The organism is Agromyces allii, assembly GCF_009749385.1.
GTDB lineage: Bacteria > Actinomycetota > Actinomycetes > Actinomycetales > Microbacteriaceae > Agromyces > Agromyces allii.
In genome coordinates, this window is the sequence record NZ_WBIN01000002.1 from 400552 (window position 1) to 423313 (window position 22762).

Annotated in this window: 15 protein-coding genes; 6 read left to right on the forward strand and 9 right to left on the reverse strand. The window is 71.9% G+C overall.

Features of this window, described 5'->3' with window-relative positions; genetic code table 11:
• Positions 1–91: 91 nt before the first annotated feature.
• On the reverse strand, positions 92–613 hold the full coding sequence (locus GQR16_RS04390; RefSeq protein WP_246200483.1) for a DUF3145 domain-containing protein: 522 nt from the start codon (positions 611–613) through the stop codon (positions 92–94).
• A 274-nt stretch (positions 614–887) separates the two neighbouring features.
• Here GQR16_RS04390 and GQR16_RS04395 point away from each other — a divergent pair, with 274 nt between their 5' ends.
• The gene (locus GQR16_RS04395; protein ID WP_170298404.1) at positions 888–1607 is read left to right on the forward strand and encodes a PadR family transcriptional regulator; all 720 of its coding nucleotides are present in this window, start codon (positions 888–890) and stop codon (positions 1605–1607) included.
• Here the strand turns inward: GQR16_RS04395 and GQR16_RS04400 are convergent.
• The gene (locus tag GQR16_RS04400; RefSeq protein WP_157413927.1) at positions 1586–3403 is read right to left on the reverse strand and encodes a bifunctional 3'-5' exonuclease/DNA polymerase; all 1818 of its coding nucleotides are present in this window, start codon (positions 3401–3403) and stop codon (positions 1586–1588) included. The genes GQR16_RS04395 and GQR16_RS04400 overlap by 22 nt on opposite strands.
• A gap of 94 nt (positions 3404–3497) precedes the next feature.
• Here GQR16_RS04400 and GQR16_RS04405 point away from each other — a divergent pair, with 94 nt between their 5' ends.
• The 5 genes from GQR16_RS04405 (at position 3498) to GQR16_RS04425 (ending at position 9157) form a co-directional block, all read left to right on the forward strand.
• On the forward strand, positions 3498–4259 hold the full coding sequence (locus GQR16_RS04405; RefSeq protein ID WP_157413928.1) for a hypothetical protein: 762 nt from the start codon (positions 3498–3500) through the stop codon (positions 4257–4259).
• Between the two features lie 111 nt (positions 4260–4370).
• A complete protein-coding gene (locus GQR16_RS04410; RefSeq protein WP_246200485.1) occupies positions 4371–4883 on the forward strand; it encodes an NfeD family protein in 513 nt (170 codons plus the stop codon).
• Between the two features lie 118 nt (positions 4884–5001).
• Entirely contained in the window at positions 5002–6441 is a 1440-nt protein-coding gene (locus GQR16_RS04415) for a flotillin family protein (protein ID WP_157414007.1), read from the forward strand.
• A gap of 225 nt (positions 6442–6666) precedes the next feature.
• Complete coding sequence (locus GQR16_RS20045; RefSeq protein ID WP_157413929.1) at positions 6667–7923, forward strand: Fic family protein; 1257 nt, start codon at positions 6667–6669, stop codon at positions 7921–7923.
• Between the two features lie 85 nt (positions 7924–8008).
• Positions 8009–9157, forward strand: coding sequence for an enoyl-CoA hydratase/isomerase family protein (locus GQR16_RS04425; protein WP_157413930.1), 1149 nt, complete (start codon positions 8009–8011; stop codon positions 9155–9157).
• Between the two features lie 95 nt (positions 9158–9252).
• Here GQR16_RS04425 and GQR16_RS04430 read toward each other — a convergent pair whose 3' ends face one another.
• From GQR16_RS04430 to GQR16_RS04460, 7 genes are all read right to left on the reverse strand, one after another.
• Positions 9253–9447: a hypothetical protein gene (locus GQR16_RS04430; protein WP_157413931.1), complete on the reverse strand. Its 195-nt coding sequence runs from the start codon at positions 9445–9447 to the stop codon at positions 9253–9255.
• Positions 9448–9530: 83 nt separating this feature from the next.
• Positions 9531–10862 (reverse strand): extracellular catalytic domain type 1 short-chain-length polyhydroxyalkanoate depolymerase, encoded by a 1332-nt coding sequence (locus GQR16_RS04435; RefSeq protein ID WP_246200487.1) that lies wholly within the window; start codon positions 10860–10862, stop codon positions 9531–9533.
• Positions 10863–11000: 138 nt separating this feature from the next.
• On the reverse strand, positions 11001–15446 hold the full coding sequence (locus GQR16_RS04440) for a hypothetical protein (protein ID WP_157413932.1): 4446 nt from the start codon (positions 15444–15446) through the stop codon (positions 11001–11003).
• 1 nt (position 15447) lies between these two features.
• On the reverse strand, positions 15448–19482 hold the full coding sequence (locus GQR16_RS04445) for a hypothetical protein (RefSeq protein ID WP_157413933.1): 4035 nt from the start codon (positions 19480–19482) through the stop codon (positions 15448–15450).
• 192 nt (positions 19483–19674) lie between these two features.
• Positions 19675–21039, reverse strand: a complete 1365-nt coding sequence (locus GQR16_RS04450) for a sensor histidine kinase (RefSeq protein WP_157413934.1) — start codon at positions 21037–21039, stop codon at positions 19675–19677.
• The gene (locus tag GQR16_RS04455) at positions 21039–21722 is read right to left on the reverse strand and encodes a response regulator transcription factor (RefSeq protein WP_157413935.1); all 684 of its coding nucleotides are present in this window, start codon (positions 21720–21722) and stop codon (positions 21039–21041) included. The genes GQR16_RS04450 and GQR16_RS04455 overlap by 1 nt, the downstream gene beginning before the upstream one ends.
• Positions 21723–21775: 53 nt before the next feature.
• On the reverse strand, positions 21776–22603 hold the full coding sequence (locus tag GQR16_RS04460; RefSeq protein WP_157413936.1) for a COG4705 family protein: 828 nt from the start codon (positions 22601–22603) through the stop codon (positions 21776–21778).
• Positions 22604–22762 lie beyond the last annotated feature (159 nt).

Genomic DNA, 22762 nt, shown 5'->3' on the forward strand with positions numbered 1-22762 from the left:
CTCGTCGACGGCCGGCGGGTTTCGTCCGTGCGTTCACCGGGAGCGACTCTCCGACGATCGCGGGACGCCAGCACGCGGGCCGAGGCTCTGCTCACCCCACCTGGTGCAACCAGACGACCGGGGCGAAGTCGCTCGCGTGGCGGAAGGGTTCGAGCTCGTCGTCCCATGCCTGGCCGAGGGCGAGTCGCAGTTCGCGATGCAGCTCGACCGGGTCGGACCCGGCGATCTCCATCGCGTAGCGGATGCGGTCCTCGCCGATGACGGTGTTGCCGGCGATGTCGGTCTGCGCGAAGTACACGCCGAGCTCGGGCGTGTGCATCCAGCGGGCGCCGTCGGAGCCCGGCGTGGGGTCTTCACTCACCTCGTACCGCAGCTGCTCCCAGCCGCGCAGCGCCGAGGCGATCCTCGCTCCCGAGCCGGCGTCGCCCTCCCAGTGGAACTCGGCGCGCATCAGTCCGCGATAGACGGGCTGATCGCTCCAGTCGAAGTTCACGGCGGTGCCGAGGGCGCGACCGGCGGCCCACTCGACATGCGGGCACAGCGCGCGCGGTGCGGAGTGCACGAACAGCACTCCCTGCGCGGGGCGCACGACCCGCGACATCGTCTCTGCCATCTCCGTCTCCGTTCTCGAGGTGCGTCTTCCCCTACGACCTCGGGAGCCACGGATGGCTGGATATTCGATTGTGGACGTGAACCGTCACCGGCGATTATGCCGCGGATCCGGCGTTCTGACAAGGTTCGCGCCGCGCGTGGCCGGTCGCCGAGCGCGCGGGCCACGGAACTGTATGCTCGGTGAAACGTTCCGTGCTCGTCGACTTCGCTCCGTCGCCCGAGTTCGGGATCCCGTTCCGAGTCGTTCCGAAGTCCCGTCCGCCGAAGGAGGCGTCATGGCCGTGCGCGATGCAGTGCTCGCCCTGCTCACGATGGGTCCGGCCTACGGATTCGCCCTGCACGGCGGACTCGCCGAGCGCACCGGCGGCCGGCGCACCGTGAACGTCGGGCAGACCTACGCGACGATCGAACGCCTGACCAAGCAGCGACTCGTCGAACCCGCCGGCACGACCGACGACGGACTCCCCCTGCACCGCCTGACCGAGGCCGGTCGCCTCGCGGCCGAGGCATGGCTCGCCGGGGCGGATGCCGCGGGCGCCGACCCGTGGGACGAGACGGTCGACCGCGTGCTCGTCGCCGCGTCGCTGCCCGGCGTCGACGCGGCCTCGGTGGTCGACGCCGAAGCACGTCGCTGGCGGGAGCGTCGCGACCTCGCGCGGGGGCAGGCCGCGGATTCCGGGCCGGTGGCCGACGGCGAACCGGCCGCGGCAGCAGGAACGGAGCCGACGCGGAGTACGCCGGCCACGGCACCCGGCGCGGCGGCGATGGCCGGGCTCGCCCGACTCGCGGCATCCGCGGACCTGGCCAGAGCCGAGGGCGCGCTCGCCTGGCTCGCGGACGCGGGGCCGATCGTCGAGCACGGCGGGCTCGCCTTCGAGCCGAACGCGACCCGCCCGCGGCGTGGCCGTCGGCCCGGCAGGGCGGCGACGCCGCTGGTCGAGGCGCCCGCGGTCGAGGGCGCCGCGACGCCGGCTCAGGCGTCGGCCGACGCGTAGCTCTCGACGACCGCGAGATCGAGCGGGAACTCGATCGGGAACCCGCCGAAGAGCAGCCGACCCGCCGTGACGGCCGACGCGCGCACGGCGTCGGCGACCGCCTCGGCGTGCTCGACCGGCGTGTGCACGATGATCTCGTCGTGGAGGAAGTACACGAGGTGCGGTGCGCGATCGAAGACGGGTCCGGATGCCGCGGCCGGCCGCCGCGCCGACGTCTCCGTGTCGGCGACGCCGAGCGCGTGCAGCCGCGCCCTCAGGTCGGCCATCCAGCACAACGCCCACTCGGCGGCGCTGCCCTGCACGACGAAGTTGCGGGTGAACCGACCCCAGTCGCGCGCCGAGGACCGGGCCCGGCGCTCGTCGGCGGCGCTCGCATCGGGCTGGCTGGCACTCGCCTGGGTGGCGCGCCACTCGGCGGGCGGCAGCGGTGACGAACGCCCGAGGAGCGTGGTGACCTGCAGGCCGCGCTCGCCGTCGCGGGCGGCTGCGTCGACGAGCCGCATGGCCTTCGGGAAGGCACGCGCGAGCCGCGGCACGAGCCGGCCGCTGTCACCGGTCGTCGCGCCGTACATGGCGCCGAGGATCGCGATCTTCGCCTCGTCGCGCGTCGCCACGACGCCCGAGTCGACGAGTCCGCGGTAGAGGTCGCGCCCGTGACCCGCACGCTCCATGGCCTCGTCGCGGGACATGCCCGTGAGCACGCGCGGCTCGAGTTGGGCCGCGTCGGCGACGACGAGGGTCCACCCGGGGTCGGCGACCACCGCGCTGCGCACGAGCTTCGGCAGTTGCAGCGCGCCGCCGCCGGAGGTCGCCCAGCGGCCGGTCGCGGTGCCGCCCGGCACATACTCGGGGCGGAACCGGTCGTCGCGCACCCATTCCTCGATCCAGACCCAGCCGTTCGCGCTCAGGAGCCTCGCGAGCTTCTTGTAGGCCAGCAGCGGCTCGATGGCCGGGTGCTCGTGCTCCTGGAGTTCCCACTTCGAGGTGGACGAGGTCTGCACGCCCGCCGTGCGCAACGCGCGCAGCACGTCGACCTGCGAGTCGAGGTTGAGCGCCGGCGCCCCGAGTTCGGCACGCACGATCGCGGCAGTCTGCTCCATGCGCGCGGGCTTGCGCCCCGACGCCGGGCGGGGCCCGAGCTCGGCCTCGAGCACGGACTCGTGCACGCGTCGACTCCACGGCAGGCCCGCGGCCCGCATCTCGGCGCCGATGAGCGCCCCGGCGGACTCGGCGGCGGTCAGGAGGCGCAGGGCGGCCGGGGCGCCGGCGGCCTCGATGAGCCCGAGCTGCCGGCGGTACTCGTCGGCGACGGATGCCGCCGACGGGCGCCCGCCCGGGGCATCCGCCCGCTCGGAGGGGACCGATTCGGCGCCGTCGCCACCGGCGACGGACCCGCGCGCGTCGTCGAACCCGTCGAGATCGAACAGCGGCTCATGGCGCTGCGCCGCAGGTGACGGCTCGAACGCCGCCTCGGCCATCGTCGGGCCGGGCGGCAGCCACGCCGGCGCCGTGGGCGCGCCATGAGCGCGGGCGTCGGCCGTGAACGTCGAGTGGTCGAGGATCGCCCCGCACAGGCGCAGATCGTGGCACCGCGCGAGCCGGACCCCGCTCGCGAGCAGCGCCGGGTACCACTGCCGGGTGTCGGCCCACACCCAGCGCGGGCCGTGCTCGCGCTCGAGGCGCTCGAACATCGGGGCGGATGCCGCGTGCTCGGCCTCGGCGAGGGGCGCGCCCGGCCGGTCGGGGTCGACGAACTGCACGCGACCGCCGTCGCCGACGCCCACGGCGATCTGCATGCCTCCATTCTCCTGCCGGGCACCGACATGCGCCGGTCACGGATGTCGGAGGTCCGGAGCATGATCATCGCATGCCCCGACCGAAGGAGTGCCCGTGGTCGCCGTGAGCTTCCACTGCGGACACGGTGCCGATCCCGCCGACCCCGGCGCGCTCGCCCTGCGCCGCCCGTGCCCGCTCTGCATGCTCATCGCCGAGACGCACCGTTCGCGCGCCGAGCTGCTGCGCAAGGTCGCTCCCCCGCAGCGCGCCGCGCTCGCCGTCGAGACCCGCCTCGGAGCCGAGTACCAGTGGCAGTGCCCTCGTGGGCACGACCGCTACCCCGCCACCGTGAACGAGGTGCTCACCGGCACCGGCTGTGCGAAGTGCCGCGCGAACGCCGCGGCGCCGGCCGCCATGCGCGAAGCCGGGCTCGCGTTCATGAAGCCCGGGCTCCGCACCCGCACCTCGATGACCGAGCAGCGGCTCCGAGCGATGCTGGGCGAGCGCATCCGCCTGCACCATCGCGTGAACGCCGTGCACATCGCCCGGACCTTCTTCGGACGCAGCGAGGTCTGGCCCGACATCCTCGTGCCGCAACTCCGCATCGCGATCGAGTACGACGACCCGGGCCGTTCGCGACGAGCGCACCTCGGGCTGAAGGAGGCCTCCGACCTCGAGAAGGACGAGGCGCTCGCCGAGGTCGGCTGGGAGGTCATCCGCATCCGCGCCGGCGGGCTCGAGTCGATCGGCGCGAACAGCATCGTATGCCGTTCGCTCACGGCTTCGATCGTCGACGAGGTCGTCGAGCGCATGCGGCGACTGCGGGGAGACGCGGCGGTCGACGCGATCGCCGTGACGGGGTCGGTCGCATCGTGACCGGGTCGTGCCGCGAGACGGTCGCGGCACGACCTCGGCCGGCGCGATGGACGGCCGGCATGTGGAGAGCCGGAGCATCGTCTCCGCTTGCCCGGTAGAGTTGGCGGACCCGTGCGCTCCCGTGCGGTCTCGCGCGCGCAGAAGGGCCAGCGGATGCTCCTCCCGTTCCTCATCGTCGGCGGAGTGGGCCTCGTGCTCCTCCTCATCTCGCTGGTGCTCGGGGACATCCTCGACCACTTCGACGTCGGCGACGGGGCGATCTCCGGCACGGCGCTCTCGGTCGGGCTCGTCGTCTTCGGCGCCTCCGGCGCGCTCATCGCCACGACCGGCCTCGACCTCGTCTGGGCCTACGTGCTCGCCATCGTGCTCGGCATCGTCGCCTACGCGCTCTCGGCGCTCGTCGTGCGCAACCTCACGAACTCCTCCGACGGCGTGCCCGCCTCGGCCATCGGCCTCTCGGGCGTCGCGCGGTCGGACGTCTCCACCTCCGGCGGCGAGGTGAGCCTCGACGGCCCCGGCGAGATCGAACGCCGACTGGCCTACTCCGACGAGCCGATCGCCGAGGGCAGCCGCGTCGTCGTCGTCGAGCACGTCGGCACGCGCGTCAAGGTCGCCGCGAACTGACCCGACCCGGCTGACGCCCCGCCCGATCCGCCCCGATCGGCCGCGGTGCCTCAGGCCGGCTGCACCACCCGCCCCACCCGCCAACCCGAAAGGCACCATCTTGCCGCTGGACACGACCATGATCCAGGTGATCTCGATCATCGCGATCGTCATCGCCCTGCTCTCCCTGCTGGTCTTCATCGCGCGTCGCATCCGCCGCGTCCCGCCGAACGAGGCCCTCGTGATCGTCGGCCGCGGCGCCGGTCGCAACAACGCCGAGTCGAACACCGGCCAGCGCGTCGTGATCGGCGGGCGCACGTTCGTCTGGCCGATCCTGCAGCAGGGCTTCTCGATCTCGCTCGAGCAGCGCCAGATCGGCATCACCGTCGAGGGCGTCGACAAGAACCGCATCAAGATCGCGATCAAGGCCTCGATCAACTTCAAGGTGAGCGGCACCGAAGACGGCGTGCGCCGTGCCGCGCAGCGCTTCCTCTCGCAGCAGGAGCTGCTCACCGAGATCATCAAGGAGTCGCTCGAGGGCTCGCTCCGCTCGATCGTCGGCGACATGACCATCGAGCAGATCATCTCCGACCGCAAGAGCCTGTCCGACCGGGTCGTCGCCGAGACGAAGACCGACCTCGTCGAGCAGGGCCTGCAGGTCGACCTGCTGAACATCTCCGACATCTCGACCCCCGGCAGCGACTACCTCGCCAACCTCGGTCGTGCCGAGGCCGCCCGCGCGCGCCAGGTCGCCGAGGTCAGCGAGGCCGAGGCGGCACGCGCGAGCGAGTTCGCCCGCATCGAGGCCGCCGAGCAGATCGCCGAGCGCCAGAAGGCCCTGAGCCTGAAGCAGGCCATCATCAAGGCCGAGACCGACCGCGCGAACGCCGAGGCCGATGCCGCCGGCCAGCTCGCGACGGCCGAGCAGGACAAGCTCGTCGCCGTGCAGGAGCGCGACGCGCTGCAGGAGCAGGCGCTCGTCACCCAGGAGCGCCTCGACATCGAGATCCGCAAGCCCGCCGAGGCCGAGGCCTACGCCGAGGTGCAGCGAGCCACCGCCAAGCGCGACGCGGCCAATGCGAGCACCGAGGCCGAGGCCTTCAAGCGCACCAAGATCGCCGAGGCGAACAAGGTCGCCGCCGTGCAGGACGCCGAGGCGGCCGCCACGTCCGTCCGCTTCGCGGGTGAGGCCGAGCGCGACCGTAAGGTCGCCCTCGCGGCCGGTGTGCGCGCCGAGGGCGAGGCTCGCGCCGCCGCGATCGAGGCCGAGGGTCTCGCCGAGGCGACGGCGACCGATGCCAAGGCGCTGGCCCTGCAGAAGTACGGCGAGGCGGCCCTCGCGCAGGAGATCATCTCGCGCCTGCCCGAGATCGTCCGCGCCGCGGCCGAACCGATCTCGAACATCGACACGCTCACGGTCGTCTCGACCGACGGCGCGAGCGCGGTCACGAAGACCGTCGGCCAGGTGCTCGGCGAGGGCACCGAGGTCGTCAAGTCGCTCACCGGTCTCGACGTCAGCGCGATCCTCTCGGGTCTCGCGGGCGGCAAGCTCGTGAAGAGCGCCGACGCGGCCAAGTAGCGCAGTCCCCGTACGACGAAGCGCCGGATGCCTCGCACCCGGCGCTTCGTCGTACGCACCCCGCGTGCCAGGTGCCCGCGGGTCGCGGCGCGCGTCGGGCACGGCCGACCACGCCATTCGTTTCGCCTGGGCATCGCCACCCGCGACCCGGCATCCGCTCTCGCTCTGTCGCTTCGTCCTCAATTTACTTACACATAGCACCCTATCTGTTAGTAAACTGTCGCCATGGCTGCAGATGAGCGACGAGTCGATACCGCCGCCGGAATCGCGATCCCGGCGGTCACGACCGAGCCCCACGACTGGAGGCCGCGGAATCCCGCGGGCTTCTCCAACGCCGAGGTGCTGCGGCAGACCGGGCGCTACGAGTCGGCACGCACCGCCGCGATCGAGCACTGGTCTCCCCGCCTCTCGGCCATCGACATCGCCGACATCGAGGAGGCCGCACTCGCCCTGGCCGACTTCGACCGCTACGCGCTCATCAAGCTCGGTGCCGAGCACCCCGCGCTCGGCCCGATGTCGGCGATCCTGCTGCGCACCGAGAGCGCCTCGAGCAGCCAGATCGAACAGCTCACCGCGTCGGCACGGCAACTCGCCCTCGCCGAGATCGACGAGGGCGACCGGGCGAACGCAGCGACCGTCATCGGCAACGTCCGCGCGATGGAGGCCGCGCTCGCCCTCTCGGAGCGGCTGGATGCGACCAGCATCCTCTCGATGCACCGCGAGCTGCTCAGTCGTCAGCCCGGATTCGAAGATCAGGCCGGACGCTTCCGCGACGAGCTCGTCTGGATCGGCGGCCGAGACAATGCCGGCCCACGAGGCGCCGACTACATCGCTCCGCAGCCCGGCCAGGTTCCCGGCGCGATCCTGGATCTCGTCGCCTTCGCCGGCCGCGTCGACCTGCCCGCGTTGCTCCAGATCGCCGTCGCCCACGCGCAGTTCGAGTCGATCCACCCGTTCGTCGACGGCAACGGCCGCACCGGCCGTGCCCTCGCGCAGGCGCTCCTGCGGGGCAAGGGCCTCTCGACGCACACGACCGTGCCGCTGTCCGCCGGACTCCTCACCGACGTCGTGCGCTACTTCGACGCGCTCCGCGCCTTCCGGGCCGGGGATGCCGGCCCGATCGCGCACAGCTTCGCGGACGCCTCGCGGTTCGCCGCGACATCCGGCCGCACGCTCGTCGACGCGCTCTCGGAGCAGTTGGAGGAATCCCGCGAGAAGCTCGCGGGCGTCCGCTCGGTCTCCCGCGCCTGGACGCTGCTCCCCCGCCTGATCGCCCAGCCGATCGTGAACAGCCGATACCTGACGCAGCAGCTCGGGTACAACGACGTGACCGCGAAGCGGACGATCGAGACCCTCGTCGACCGCGGCATCCTCGTCGAGCGATCCGGACGCGCACGCAATCGGGTCTGGCAGCATAGCGGCATCCTCGATGCCCTCGACGAGTACGCCGCGGGCATCAGGCGATCGACCCGACACCGGTGATCGGCGCCGGAACCGCGCCTTCCGACGCGCCCGGGCAACGGCCCACGATTCATCTCGACCGCCCGACACCCGTTAGCGTGGGGAGGTGCATTCGCCTGTCAACGCCGTCATCGACGGACACCTCGGCCGTCTCAGTCTCAATCGACCCGAGTCGGTCAATGCCATCGACCTCGAGATGATGCACGCCATGACCGAGGCGCTCGACGCCTGGGCCGACGATGCGACGGTCACCGCCGTGCTCCTCGACGGCATCGGCGACTACGGATTCTGCGCCGGCGGCGACTTCCGTGAGATCATGGCGCGCGCGGCCGAAGGCATGACGATCGGCGCCGTCTTCTTCCGCGACGAGTACCGCCTCATCGCGAAGCTCGCCGAGTACCCCAAGCCGATCGTGTCGATCATGCACGGCATGACGATGGGCGGCGGAATCTCCCTCGCCGGGCACGTCTCCACCCGCGTCGTGACCGACCGCGTGAAGCTCGGACAGCCCGAGACCGGCTACGGCTTCGCCCCCGACGGCGGCGCGACGTGGCGGCTCGCGCGCACCCCCGGCGAGATCGGCACCTACCTGGCGCTGAACTCGGTCGATCTCCGCGCCGCCGACGCGATCGCCCTCGGCTTCGCCGACGTGATGGTGCCCGCCGAGAACGTCGGCGACGTCGCCGAGGCACTGCTCGATGCGGATGACGCGGCCGCACCCGACGAGAAGGTCCGCCGGTTCGCGGTCGACCCCGGCCCGTCGTCGGTGCTCGACCACCGCGACTGGATCGACGCCTGCTACGCCGCGGAGAGCGTCGAGGCGATCCTCGAACGACTCTGGGCGTTCTCGAACGGCGACGAGGTCGCCGGGCTGCGCGCGGCCGACTCCGCCGACCCCGAGGCCGCGGCGAACGCGGCTGCAGCCGCCGACACGCTGCTGCGCCTCTCGCCGACGGCGCTCGTCGCGACCCTGCGCTCGGTGCGGGCCGCACGCGACGGGGAGACCCTCCGCGAGGCCCTCGAGCGAGAGCTGCGACTCGCCCGCTGGTTCACGACCCAGCCCGACCTCTTCACCGGCGTGCAGGCCCTCGTCGAGCAGAACACCGGTTCGCTGCACCAGGACTCCGTGCCCGACTGGATGCCCGCCGACCTCGGGGACGTCGACGTCACCGACATCGCGGCGGCCATGGACACCCAGCTGCGCCACAGCGTGTTCTCGCGCGGACTCGCCATTCCCGAGGAAGAAGAGGCCTGACCCGAGAGGCGGCCGCACGACGGCAGGCGGCCGCACGCGGCATCCGCATGCCCGATGGCGCGGACTGCCCGACGGCCGGCCCGGTGGGCGTCGCCTCAGCGCCCCGCCGAACCGCCTCGCTCGCCGCGCTGCACGAGCGAGCGCAGCACGAAGAAGACGACGACGGCGACCAGCGCCACGATCACGGCCTTCACCAGGAACCACACGACGCTGAACACGACATCGACGAGGACCCAGGCGATGACGACCGCGGCGATGACGCCGAGCACGGTCCAGACGGTGCGACTCATGTCTCGAGGCTATCCGAACGGCCGCACGCCGATCTGCGGCGGCGTGCGGCCGGAGGGGGACGCCTTACCTGGATTCCTCGGGATCAACCGCAGGCGGCGACCTTCGTGTACGTGCCCGGCGCGGTCGCCCGGAGTGTCGTGACCGTCGCGTCGCCCTGGCCGAGGTAGTCGAGGGTTCCGAGCGCGTAGTAGGGGTTGTACGGATTCACGCCGTACGACGTCGCGCGGCCGGCCGCCTTGTGCTCGGCGTTCGTCGCGGTGATGCACGACGGATCGGGCGTCGGGGTCGGCGTCGGGGTGGGGGTCGGCGTCGGGGTCGGCGTCGGGGTCGGAGTCGGCGTGCCCGTGCGGTCGACGCGACGGTTGTTGGCGAAGAAGAACGACGTCACGTAGGCCGGGTAGTCGACGCTGTTCGCGGAGATGTAGGTGCCGCCGGCACCTGCGCCGGCCGGCCAGTTGTGCCCGAGCCCGGTGTTCTGCACGATCGACACGCGTGGGCCCGCGGCATCCGAGTACAGCGTGCCTGAGCCGTTCGTGTTCGCGCCCGCGAGCCCGGCGAGGCTGAAGGTCGACGACGTTCCCGCACCGTAGAGCTCGGCCATGATCTGCCCGTTCAGCGTGTTGTACCCGGTGGCGACCGTCGAGTCGTTGCTGCCGTAGACCACCGAGGCCACCTGGGTCGAGAACGCACTCGAGGTCGATCCGGCGAACGTGCGGCAGGTCGAGACGCCCTGCGCCTTCGAGACGGCGACGCTGCCGATCTGGCCCGACGTGGTGCCCACGGTCGGCCCGGCGTTGATGCCGATGCCGGCGAACACGTCGGGTGCGAGGCATCCCATGACCATCGTCTCGCCGCCGCCCGAGGACAGACCGGACACGTAGACCTGGTTCCCGTCGATGCCGAGCCCGGTACGCGAACGGAGCGCGCTCGCGAGGTCGAGCAGGTTGTCGTCGTGCCGCGACGGTGCGGTGCGGGAGTGGTTCGAGTCGTAGTAGTCCCAGCAGCCGAGGACCACGCCGCCGTTCGGCGCGTCGGGCAGCGCGACGACCATGCCGTAGGCGTCGGCGGCGGCCGCCCAGTTGCCGGCCGTCTGGAGGTCGGACGCCTTCTGCGCGCAGCCGTGGAGGCTCACCATGAGCGCACGACCGGCGGGCAGGGCGGCCGCGGTGGTCGGCGTGTAGAGCCGCACGCTCATGCCGGCGATCGTCTCGGTGGTCCAGGTGCCGGTCGTCGTCGACCCGCCGGTGCCTCCCCCGCCGCCTCCACCGGTGTTCGTGCAGCCCGGAAGGGTCTCGAAGCCGGGCGGGCAGGTGATCGCCTGCGCGGCGGGACTGAGGGCGAAGACGCCGCCCGTGATGAGAAGGGCGGCGGCGAGTGTCGCGGTGATCCGCGCTCGGATGGACCTGTGGTGCATCGGCATCTCCTTCGATGGCAGCGATGTGGCACGTCGTCGTGCTGGATCGCACGGTACCTGACGACTGATTCACCTGCCATGTTCAGTTCCGCACCCTGCGTGTGCGCGCATGCACACGCGTGGCCGCCGACGACCTCCTCAGGCCGACGGCAGCTCCACCGAGTCGCCGTAGACGATGCGGCGGCCGCGGAGGCGCTGGAGGAGCATGAAGGGCGGCAGTCCGATGGAGTCGCCCTCGTGCAACTCGTACTCGGCGAGGCGCACGCGAACGCGATCGCCGGGTGCGCGCTCGGGCACCGACACCGCGCCCGCCCACTCGACCGCCCCGAACCGCTCGGCGCGCAGGGCGCCCAGTCCGAGCCGCACATCGAGCTCGACGGGCTCGCCGATCCGTTCCCAGTCCAGGTCGGTCGGGGCATCCGCCCGCAGCCGCTCGACCCAGGCCTCGACTCGCCGCGACGCCCGGATCTCCGCAGCGAGGTTCGGCAGTTCGCGCGCGTGCTCCGGCACGCCGACGGGACCGGCGAGGGTGATGACGACGGCGAGTCCGTCGGGCGTGGCGACGAACGTCGCGTCACGTCGCGGCAGCGGTTGCACGAAGTCGGCCTTCACGACGGGCGACAGCTCGACGCCCGCGAGCGAGTGGGGCTGGTAACGGGCGAGGGCGAGCTGCACCATCGGCGTGTACGCGTCTCCGGACTCGAGCGCGATGTCGCAGAACCACAGTCGCCGCTCGGCATCGAACTCGGGCTGATGGCCGACGACCGTGACCCGGTCGTCGACCTCGGCGAGCCGCACGGTGCCGACGGCGGTACGGCGCGGAAGGTGATGCGCGAACGGCCCATACGGCACCGGCTCGCCGGCGAACACCGGGTCGGCGCCCCACGAACTCGTGAACCGACGCCCCTCGGGCCCGGTCGAGGAGAACAACGGGAGGAACTCGGTGACGAGCCCGCTCGCGACATCCGTCTCGATCGCGGAGATCAAGTCGGGGTCGAGCGCACGACGGGCGACCGTCTGCAGTTCGGATTCGACGAGGAACCGGTCGAAGGCACCGCGGGCCCTGGCGGCACGCGGTCGAGGACCGGCCCGACGCAACTCCGCCGCCACCGACGCCACATGCGCCTGGAACCGGGCCGCCGGCGCCGCGTCGGGTTCGCCGCCGACGCCGCCCCGGCGTTCGAGCACCTGCTCGGCCCAGGCATCGGCGAGGGCGCGCGATGCGACGTCGCCCAGCACACCGCGCTCGACGTCGATCGGCCAGGTGATCCACGGCTGCCGCGCGAGGACGACCCCGAGCAGCTCATCCGGTCCGCTCGAGAACCACGGCCGGCCGAGGTAGACGCGGAGGCCGCCGGCCGTCCGCACCCGCCGCACGCCGAACGTGCCGTCGACGTCGAGTCGTTCGGTGCGCCACTCCCAGTAGGGCATGAGATAGCGAACCTCAGGCGGCGCCGGGCGGGCGCTGGAGGGCACGTCGACGCGCAGCGTCGGCCCGGTCGAGGTGATGAGTTCTGGCTGGTCGGTGATCTGGGGCGGGAAGTATTCGCGGAACCGGGTCGTCGCGGTCGGCGTGTAGTCGACCCAGCGGTGCCGGGTGTCGCCGAACTCGTGGCGTGCGGCGTGGCGCGGTCCGAACGGCCCGGCGGCCGGGCCGTTCACCGGCCAGAGCTGCGCGTCGACCTCGCTCGGCTCCAGCAGGAAATCGGTCACGTGGGCCTGCTTGCCCTCCTCGCGCGGTGCGGGTTCGAGGATGTCGTCGACGGGGTCGTTCCATGCGGCCGTGATGTCGAGACGCCCGGTGCTGGCGGCGTGGTTGTGCACGACACCCGGCAGGAGCGAGAACGTCGCGCCGAGATCGCGCGGCGTGCCGGCCGAGAGCCGGATCTCGGGCGGTTCGAGCGGCATCTCGACGGCGTGCACGAGTGTGAGGTCGGCGAACGGGCTGATCATCCAGTGCAGGCCACGGCGAACGGTCTCGAGCTGGGCGGGCGTGGCCGGCGCCTGGTGCTCGTCGATCAGATGCCAGATCCGCATGAGCTCGATGTCGGGCAGGTCGAGGAAGGAGCTCAGCCGCACCGTCTGCATGGTCGCCTTCGGAAGCGACACCGTGAGCGTGCGCGCCGCGGCGTCGAACGCGGGAAGGTCGGCGCCCTCGACGATGCGCAGGAGCACCGGCTGCCGGTCGAACCAGGTCGCCGCGGCATCCGAATCGCCCGGCCAGCGGAGCAACCGAGTCGCCGGCGCGCCGACCACCTCGCCGCCCGCGTCGCCGGCGTCGCCGGCACCCCCGCCCGCCACGTCGCCCGGCAGGCTCGTGAAGGAGATGCCGCGCGCGACCGGGTCGGGCAGGTACGGGAGCGTCAGAGCGCGGTTCGCATGCACGACGTACTGGCCGTCGGGCAGCACCTGCTCCTTCGTGCCGTCGAGCACGGTCGGCGGGCCGGAGGGGTTCACCGCTCGCGCGCCGGGCAGCGTGAGGTAGCTGCCCGCCTCGCGGCCCGCGATCGCGAACTGCGCGGCGACGGCCGCCGGGTCGCCGGCGAGCGCGGCGTCGAACCGTCCGTGCGTCTCGGCGAGCTGCACGCTGCCGATCGGCGCGGCGAGGTTTCGCTCGTTCTCGACCCGGTAGACGACGCCGAGGTCTCCGGATGTCTCGTGCCCGGGCAGGTCCCGCACGCGCGCGAGCGCGACGTAGTCGGCGACCGGCACGTCGAGGGTCGACCGGATCACCATCCGCATGAGCGATTCGCCCTCGGTGTACTCGGTCAGCGGCACGACCGCAGGCGAGGGCACCGGTTCCCAGCGCTGGTAGGTGCGCGGCAGGTCGCGTTCGTGCGCCTCGTCGAGCTGGTCGTCGGGAATCGACCCGCCCGACAGGTCGACGGCGCGGATGCGCACCCGGTACTGCCGTCCGAACCGCAGCCGCGGCAGCGAGCCGGGCAGCACCCGGAACCGTGCGGCGAGCGGGAACCCGGTGTCGGCGACGTCGGGCGGGTTCTCCTCGGGGTCGACGGGGTGCGTCTCGTCGACGACCTTTCCCGGGCGCTTCACCGCGAGCGACCAGCCGTCCCACCCGGCGAGCGTCTCGTGGAGCCATTGGTCGGCGGTGGGGTCGGCCTCGTTGCTCGACGTGCTCGCCGCCTTCAGATAGCCCTCGTCGGGCTTCGGCTGCACGGGGAGCGGTTGCCGTGGCCCGGCTGGCGCGCCGGGCTCGACGAGTTCGTAGTCGCCCTCGCGCCGGTGCAGCGACCGACACTCGCGCGGGTCGGCGCTCTCGTCGCGGATGTCGACGCGCCACCCCCGCGTCACGTCGGCGGCGTGCAGCACGGCGGATGCCCCGGCCGTGCGCTGCTGCTCGTGATCGGCGGATCGGTCGAACTGCTCGACCAGCGCGGCCGATCGTTCCTGGCGCACGACGATGAGGCCGGTGGAGCGCAGCGCGGGAAGCGACGAGGCGTCGTCGGTCATCGAGGGCGCCTGGTTGTTGCGGGCCGCACTGTCGTTCAGGTCGCGGTCGGTGCGCACCAGCCCATCGAGGAGGTTGGCGACCTTGAGCGCCGCGCCGTCGGGGTCGAGCTGGTCGAGCCCGAATCGGCGGGTTTCGTCGATGACGAGGCTGCCGTCGACGATGTCCGGGAGTTCGACGCGCGAGGACGGCGCCCACACCCGGTCGGAGTAGTGGGCGTTCGTGATGGGGCGGGCGTCGGCGCCAGCGACGAGTCCGTCGACGAGCGGGCCGCCGGCTCCGGCGGCCACGACCTGGATCGTCGTCTGCTCGAGGATGCCGCCGTCATCGGGAATCCAGAGGTCGACGGCGAGCCCGAGCCGCCTCAGCAGTTCGGGGAAGTCGGCGCATCGGGCGACGAAGCTGTGGAACTCGGGCGCGACGGGCTCCGGCGGCTTCGCGGTGGACGTCGCCTCGTCCCACGGGTCGTCGGTGCGGTCGTAGAACGCCCGGGCCGCGGCGAGCGCGACGGCCGGTCGTTGGGCCGGCGGCACGCTGTCGATGCGAAGGAATCTGCCCTGCTGGTCGGATCCCGCACGCAGGTCGGCGAGGTATCGCTTGATCTCCCGGCGATGGCCCTGCTCCCACCGCTCGAGGATGCTCCGCGGCGACTGGAGCTCGCGGATCTTGCCGGCCAGTGGGCCGCGGGTGATCGCCGGGAACGACGACGGGCTCGTGACCGCGATCGTCGCGTACAGGTCGGTGACGGCGGCCGCGACCTCGGCGACGGGGTAGGAGTGCACGACGGCCTGCTCGAAGTGCTGGAACGGGGCTTCGCCGACGGCCGTGCGACCGAACAGTCGCTCCCAGAGGTCGGGGTCGGGCGGGACGGGATCGTCGAGCGGCATCCCGTCGACCTGGCCGATGCCCGCGACGTCGAAGACCCATCGCGCTTCGGCCACGGCCTTGGGCCAGTTGGCGAACGCCTCGAAGGCGGGCAGTTCGACGAGCACGCCCGTGCCGGGGGGCTCGTCGGTCGACAGCTTCGGCGTGACGAAGACGGTCACCTTCAGTTGTCCGTTCTCGGGGAGCCTGCCGGCGGGGATGGCGGTGAAGACCGCACGCTCGGTGACCATGTCAGGCTCCCGCTTCGGCGGCGAACGCGCCGCAGTACTCGGCCCACGGGTCGCGGGCGGCCCCGACCTCGTCGGTGTACGGACCCATGGTGTCCAGGAAGGTGGGATCGCCGCCGGAGCCGGCGAACTGCTTCTCGCAGCTCACCGAGACCGAGAACGAGAGGAAGCACACCGACACCTCGATCGAGATCGACGCCTTGCCGACGGCCTTCGCGCTGTCGTCGCCCGGCCCGGGTTCGGGACCGGAGATCGACCGGTAGCTGAGCTCGAGGTAGAGCTCGATCGATGCGGAGATCAGCCCGAGCACGTCGACCTCCCCGCGGGCGCGGAAGTAGCCGGTGAGCTGCACGCTCTGGGTGTCGCCGTCGATCTCGAGGCGGAAGTAGATGCCCGCCATGACCGACAGGCTTCCGGATGCCACGACGAAGCTCATCTCGACGGCGGCACCGAACTCGAACGCCGCCTCGATGACCTTGAGGCCCTTCGGGGAGATCGTGATGGCGAAGAAGCCGCCCCCGGCGAAGAACGCGACCTGCAACCGGAACGGGTTCTCACGGGTCGCGAAGAAGAACCGGAACTCGAGGGATTCGCCGATGAACGGCACGGAGAGCTCGGCGCCGACGTGGATGTTCGTGAGGGCGAAGACGCCGACGGCGAGATCGGGGATCTCGAGGTCGAACCCGGCCTTGAGCCCGCTGGCGGCGACGTCGAGGTAGGGCGGGTCGCTGAACCCGTCGAACGGGATGATCTCCTTCAGCGTCTCGACGAACGCCAGCGGGCCGAGGAACTCGATGCCCTGGGGGCGCCCCTCCTTGCCGTCGGCGAGTTCGACGTTCACGTCGGTCTTGCGCCCCGGCGCGACCGAGAACTCCATGACGGTGACGTGGATGGCGATGAACTGCGTGCTGCCGAGCAGCGTCACGGTGAACGGCGGCAGCGAGCACGAGACGAGCGACTCGGGCACTCCCCCGTGGAGCGGCGCCTGCACCTCGGCGACGAGGCGCAGCATCCGGTCGCCCTCGGGTTGGAAGACCGGCGGGGTCACGCCGCCGGGCGCCCACGGCACGAGTTCGGTCGACCAGTCGAGCCTGGCGCTCACCTGTTCGGGCAGGAGCGCACCCGTGGCGAAGGCCTGGATCTGGTCGGCGAGGGGTCCGGCCTGGGCCACCAGGTCGGCGAGCCGGCGGAGCAGTCCGAGCGCACGCTCGAGGTCGGGGCGCGGAATCGGCAGGTCGGCACCGGTCGCGCCGAGCGCGTCGGCGAGGGTCTTCGCGGCCGTGCCGATGCCGGCGAGGATGCCGGCGAAGTCCTGCGGCGGGTTGGGCGGCTGCGCCACGAGTGCGAGCGCGTCGGTGAAGTCCTCGCCTCGGGCCAGGAGGTCGGCGGCGGCCTGCTGCACGGCCGCACCCTGCGCGGGGAGTGCGCCGGCCTGCTGCGTGAGGAAGGCGCGGGCTTCGTTCACCGACTGCCCGAGTCCGACGACCGCGTTGACGGCCTGGGTGACGAACGCAGGCAGCGGGCTGCCGGTCGCGGGCAGCAGGTCGGAGAGCGGCAGGATGCCGAACAGCTTCGCCGCATCGAGCCCGAACATGCCGCCGACGTCGAAGCCCGCGGCGTCGGACGCGAGCGCGGCGAGGTCTCCGCCGACCGGTCCGACCCGTCGTGCGAGCGCGGACACCTCGACGCTCGGACTCACGAATCCGCCGGACTTCTGCGACTGCGTCGAGAACCCCATGGTCGGCACGTCGCCCGGAGCGATGGGCGCGCCGTCCGCCTTCGCGAGCTGGAGGAAGAGGCCACCCTCGTTGCCCGTGTGCGCGGGACCGGTGCCGACGCCCGCAGTCCGGTAGGCGGTCGCGTAGGTCAGCGCCAGCGGTTCGGTCTGCCCGGTGAACGCCGACATCGCCGGCACCGGCGCCCGGGCGACCCGCATGACGGGCAGCACGAAGTTCACGGCGCGGTCGCTCGTCGCCGTGTCGAACTCGGCATCGAAGCGGATGTCGGTGGTCGCCAGCGTCGTGTCGTCGGGGTCGAGCGGCGGGGCGTACGCGACCCGCTGCCCGCCGAGGTCGTACGTCGTGTTCGCGAGGTTCGCCGCGATGCGCGCCATGTCGCGGCCCGCCGGATCGGTGAAGACGGTCTTCTCGACGAACACGAGCGGGCCCTCCCACTCGACGAGCCGGTTCGAGATGTCGTTCGCGAGGAACCGGAACCGGAACGGCACCTGCCCCGGCACGGGCGAACCGCCGACGGCCCCGTCGACGGAGGCGACCTCCGGCACGAAGATCTGGCCCTTGGCCGGCGGCGCTCCCGGGATACCCGACGAGAGCTTCACCGGGGCGGCGAGCGGTGGCGTCGACGCGGTCAGGATGCGCACCCAGCGGAACGGCATCCGGTTGTCGAACGTGGCCTTCCCCGAAGCGAGGAATCGGCGCTCGGGCTGGCGCACGATGACGAACAGCCGCTGGTAGAGCGTCGCCCGACCGTCGTCCTTGACCCGGCGCTCGGTGATCTTCACGAGCGAGGCCCGGTGCCCGAACGGCAGCAGCACGCCCTGATAGACGACCTTGACGTAGTGGTCGCGACCGAGCGTCGCGCGATGCCGCCACTCCTCGATCGAGAGCCCGTCGGCGCGCAGCGGGTCGAAGTGCGCCTCGAGGGCGAGCCACCCGCCGGCGGACGTGAGCATGAGATGCTCGACCGCCGCAGGCGCCGGCTTGTACCGCGGCCATCGATGGTTCGAGGTCAGGTGCACGAGCTGCATGCGGTCGCGCACCGACAGCGTCGCCCGGAACGGCCGCAGCCGCTCGGCCGGCGGCGCGGCAGCCTGATCCCCGAAGTCCTCCTCGGGGAATGCGGCAGCGCCCTGGGCCGGGCCGTTGCCGTCGGTGAAGTCGCGCGTCCAGACTGCGCGCACGGTGCGACCGGCCGCCTGCTGCTCGTCGACCGGAGGCGCGGCCTGCGGATCGAGGTCGGCTGCGGCATCCGTTCGGGAGGCGAGCCTGGAGTGCCAGAGTTCGACGCGACCGTCGTGATCGACGGGGTCGAGCGCATGGGTGAACGCCCCGCGCGACGGCGGACTGAGCTGCAGCCGCCACGGCAGTTCGAGTGCGGTCTCGGTCGAGGCCGGCTCTCGCGGGATCGGCGGCCGCAGGTCGAGCGGGAAGCGCGGCCCGAGTTCGACGCCCGCACGCACGTCGGTCGTCACGGCCGACACGGCGGACGTCGCGCCGAACCGGGTCTCGAGCTCGGCCGCCGTGCGCCGGAGCCTGGCGACCTCGGAGAGGTCGGTGAGCGCGACTCCCGCGTCGATGATCCTGCCGACGGCGGCCGCGCGACGAGCAGGCGGCAGGACGACCACCCCACGAGCCCGCTCCGCTCCCGCACGACGCCCGAACCGTCGACGGGCGGCGACGCCGACCTCGCTCACGCGGTCGACGACCGAGGTGATCGCACCCAACTGCTCGGCCAGGTCGAACCAGCGGATGATCGCCGGAGCGCCCTCGGCGTGCGGCACGACGCTGAGCGGAAGGACGCGCATGGCGTGCAGGAGCCCTGCCTCGGTGTAGGGCACGCGTTCGGTCGTCACCGTGTACGCGATGCGGCTGCTCCTCGCGATGCGCGCCTCGACGGGATACGTCGGAGGTTCGGAGCCGCCGGGGAGCTTGACGCGCTTCTGCTCCACCGGTGACACCGGCGCCTCGGTCTTGAACGTGCTCTCCGGCCCGGCCGCGTCGAAGAACGCCCGCTCGAGCAGATGCTGCGGCCCCACGTCCGCGACGAGGAACGCGGGCCGCTCGGGCGTCCGGCGCACGAGATGCGGTCGGCCGTCGACATCGACCCGGTCGAGCCCGATGAACCGGAACTCGATGCGGAGCAGGTCTTCGGGCCTGAAGACGGCGACCCGCGGCAACGACTCCGCCGGTGCGGCCTGCCCGCCGATCTCGAGCACCTCGCCGAACGGCAGTTCGACCCGTTCGGCCCGCGCGAAGACGCGCCCCATCGCCGCGAGCAGATTCGGATCGACGCCGGCCATGTGCTGCCCCTCACCGCGTGCGCACGCCCGACACCTGTCACGGCGAGCGAAGACGCTCGCCGGGGGCGCCGGACGGCCCGACGCGGTCGAGCGCGTCAACGCTACTCTCCGAGCTTCCGGGCGGCGGCCCCCGAACGGGGGAGGGCGAGAGCGGACCGGAGCACGGGCCGCCGCCGCACCGTCCGACCGCGGCTACTCGCTTGCGCCGGCGATCGGCGGCAGGACCACGACGACCGTGAGTCCTTCGCCCGGGCGATTGTCGAGTCGGATGTCTCCCCCGGCGCTCTTCACGATCGCGTCGACGATGGCGAGCCCGAGTCCGACGCCGTTGCTTCCAACCCTGGATGCGTCGGCTCTGCTGAACCGGTCGAGCGCAGTCGGAGCGAACGCGGGATCGAGCCCGCCGCCGGTGTCGGCGACCGAAAGCGTCAGGTCGCCGCCGTCGAGCCGCAACGAGATCTCTACGCTGCCCTCGTCACGCACCGCGCGGAGGGAGTTGTTCGCGAGGTTGTCGACGAGTCGACCGAAGTCCTCGGCGCGGACGCCGTAGCGGAGTCCGCTCGGCCAGGGGCCGTTGAAGCTCCGGTACGAGACCACCACGTCGGCGCCCACGACTCGGGCCCGTTCGACGGCGTCGGCCGTCTCGCGCTCGAGCTCGGGCGCCGACGACGCACCCGCACGACCGACCGCATCGATCTCGGAGAGCTCGAGCAACGACGAGACCAGGCGGGAGAGCCGCATGACGTTGCGCTGGGCACCCCGCACATCGGAGAGCATCTGGTCGACCGACGCGGATTCGGCGATCGCCACCTGGAGCTGCGTGTTAACGAGCGCGAGCGGGGTGCGCAGTTCATGACTGGCATCGGCGACGAACTGGCGCTCCCTCGCGGCCGAGGCGCGCAGCCGTTCGACCAGGTCGTTGAGCGTTCGAGCGAGTTCGGCGATCTCGTCGTTCGTCTCGCCGACGGGCAGCAGCTCCGTCGTCGAGGACTCGCTCAGCTCCTCTGCGGCCGTACGGAGGCGCTCCACCGGCGCGAGCGAGATCGAGGTCAGCAGCCAGGCCGCCACCGCGGTGCCCGCCGAGATGACGGCGAGACCGACGATCAGCAACAACCGCATCTGCGTGAGGATCGTGTTCTCGGCCTCGGCATGACGGGCGGCGACGACCGTCCACTCGTCGGCACCGACCTGCAACTGCGTCGCCTTGACGAGGTACGGGGTGCCGTCGGCGTCGGCTTCGCTCGTCCGCTCGAGCGTCGTGAGCTGCGGGAGCATGTCGGACAGCGGGGACGGAAGCGAATCCACCGGTGTCGACCCGTCGGGGGCGACGACGGCGACGAGTTGCGACGGGCCCGGCGCGTCGAACGGCTCGGACGGCTCGGTCTCGAGTGCCACGACGTACGGGGCGCTGTCGCTGCGCAGCACGGCGGTCGTCCCCTCGCGCACGATGCGCTCGATCTGCGAGTTGATGACGATGCCGGCCGCGACCGAGATGAGGATCGCGATGAGGAGGCTGCCGCCCGCGATCCGGGCACGGATGCCGCGTCGCCCGCGCATCACGCCGGCGCCGGCACCGTGTCGAGTCGGAATCCGACGCCGCGCACCGTCGCGATGCGCACGCGGGCGTCGACCCGGTCGAGCTTGCGCCGCAGGTAGCTGACGTACTGGTCGACGACATTGGAGTCGATGTGCGCCGGAGTGTCCCAGACCTCCTCGAGGATCGCGGCGCGGGATCGGACCTCGTTCGGCTTGGCGGCCAGGCTCCAGAGCACGTCGAACTCGGTGCGACTCATTGGGATCTCCTGCTCGCCGGCCCGCACGCGATGGCGGTGCAGGTCGAGCGCGAGGCCGCCCACCTCGAGACGCACCGGCGCATGGAGGGTGTCACGGCGCCGGACCGCCCGGATGCGCGCGGACAGCTCGGCGAGATCGAACGGCTTGACCATGTAGTCGTCGGCGCCCGAATCCAGACCTCGGACCCGATCGTCGACCGCGTGCCGTGCCGTCAGCAGGATGACGGCGATCGTCGAGTCGAACTCCTTGACCCTGCGGCAGAGCTCGAGACCCGACATGCCCGGGAGCATGAGGTCGACGACGGCGAGATCGAACCGCCCGTCGCGGACGGAGCCCATCGCGGCGATGCCGTCGTGCGCCTGCGTCACGTGATGGCCCTCGGTCGCCAGACCACGGGCGAGGAGTTCGGTCATCTCCGTTTCATCGTCGACGACGAGGATGCGCATCGCTCAACCCCTCTCGAACGGGTGCCCCCCATCCTAGAACCGGCCCTGCTCGGTCACGGGGTCGCGAGTCGGGGATCCTCGTCGACCAGCGCACGCCGGTCCGCCGCGATGCGGATGCTCATGAAGATCACCAATCCGACGATCACGATCAGGAACACGGCGCTCGTCACGGTCGTGCCCAGACCCAGTCCGCCGTCGGCCACGGGCTGCGAGGCGAGATCGCCGAGCGAGGCTCCCAACGGCCGGGTGAGCACGTACGCGATCCAGAAGCAGACCACCGCGCTCGCGCGGAAGACGGAGTACGCCAGTGCGACGGCCGCGATGAGGACCGCGAAGAGGATCGAGGCGACCAGGTAGCCGAGTCCCAGCGCCTCGGACACGAGGTCGCCCGCCGCCGTGCCGAGCGCGAACGTGAAGAGGATCGCCAGCCAGTAGTACGCCTCGCGTCGACGCGTGACGATGGAGTGGATCGAGAGCGTGCGTTCCCGCGCGTACCAGACCACGAAGGTCACGGCCAGGAGCGCCGAGAAGACGAGCGTCGAGAGCCCGAGCGGCACGCCCGCGGCATCCGTCAGGTTGTCGGTGATGAGCGTGCCGACGACGCTGATGAGCACGACCGTGATCCAGTACACGGCCGGGACGTACCGACGCGTCCAGAACTGCGCGCCGAGTGCGACGAGGAACAGCGCGCCCGTGACGATCGAGGTCGCGGTCAGGCCGAACCCGAGCGTGGCGTTCAGGTAGTCGGCCGCGGTCTCCCCGACCGTCGTCGAGAAGACCTTGATGATCCAGAAGGCGAGGGTGATCTGCGGCACCTTGCTGTACAGCAGGTCGCTGATGCGCGTCGATTCGACGGTGACGGGTGCGGTGTCGGTTGTCATGCGCTCACCGTTCCGGCCGTGCCTGAGGCGAACCTGTGGCGGGCGCCGGCTTCCCTGAACGTGTTCTCAGAGAGATCGCCCTCGGATGCGACTCTGTACGAACCCTCAGAGATCGGCCCGCTTCCGACACCGCTCACACATCCTGGGCTCCCACCCTGA

Excerpts from the sequence above, each read along its gene's own strand:
- GQR16_RS04390 (WP_246200483.1), bottom strand. The coding sequence starts at position 613 with ATGGCAGAGACGATGTCGCGGGTCGTGCGCCCCGCGCAGGGAGTGCTG.
- GQR16_RS04395 (WP_170298404.1), top strand. The coding sequence starts at position 888 with ATGGCCGTGCGCGATGCAGTGCTCGCCCTGCTCACGATGGGTCCGGCC.
- GQR16_RS04400 (WP_157413927.1), bottom strand. The coding sequence starts at position 3,403 with ATGCAGATCGCCGTGGGCGTCGGCGACGGCGGTCGCGTGCAGTTCGTC.
- GQR16_RS04415 (WP_157414007.1), top strand. The coding sequence starts at position 5,002 with ATGATCCAGGTGATCTCGATCATCGCGATCGTCATCGCCCTGCTCTCC.
- GQR16_RS20045 (WP_157413929.1), top strand. The coding sequence starts at position 6,667 with ATGGCTGCAGATGAGCGACGAGTCGATACCGCCGCCGGAATCGCGATC.
- GQR16_RS04430 (WP_157413931.1), bottom strand. The coding sequence starts at position 9,447 with ATGAGTCGCACCGTCTGGACCGTGCTCGGCGTCATCGCCGCGGTCGTC.
- GQR16_RS04435 (WP_246200487.1), bottom strand. The coding sequence starts at position 10,862 with ATGCACCACAGGTCCATCCGAGCGCGGATCACCGCGACACTCGCCGCC.
- GQR16_RS04440 (WP_157413932.1), bottom strand. The coding sequence starts at position 15,446 with ATGGTCACCGAGCGTGCGGTCTTCACCGCCATCCCCGCCGGCAGGCTC.
- GQR16_RS04445 (WP_157413933.1), bottom strand. The coding sequence starts at position 19,482 with ATGGCCGGCGTCGATCCGAATCTGCTCGCGGCGATGGGGCGCGTCTTC.
- GQR16_RS04450 (WP_157413934.1), bottom strand. The coding sequence starts at position 21,039 with ATGCGCGGGCGACGCGGCATCCGTGCCCGGATCGCGGGCGGCAGCCTC.
- GQR16_RS04455 (WP_157413935.1), bottom strand. The coding sequence starts at position 21,722 with ATGCGCATCCTCGTCGTCGACGATGAAACGGAGATGACCGAACTCCTC.
- GQR16_RS04460 (WP_157413936.1), bottom strand. The coding sequence starts at position 22,603 with ATGACAACCGACACCGCACCCGTCACCGTCGAATCGACGCGCATCAGC.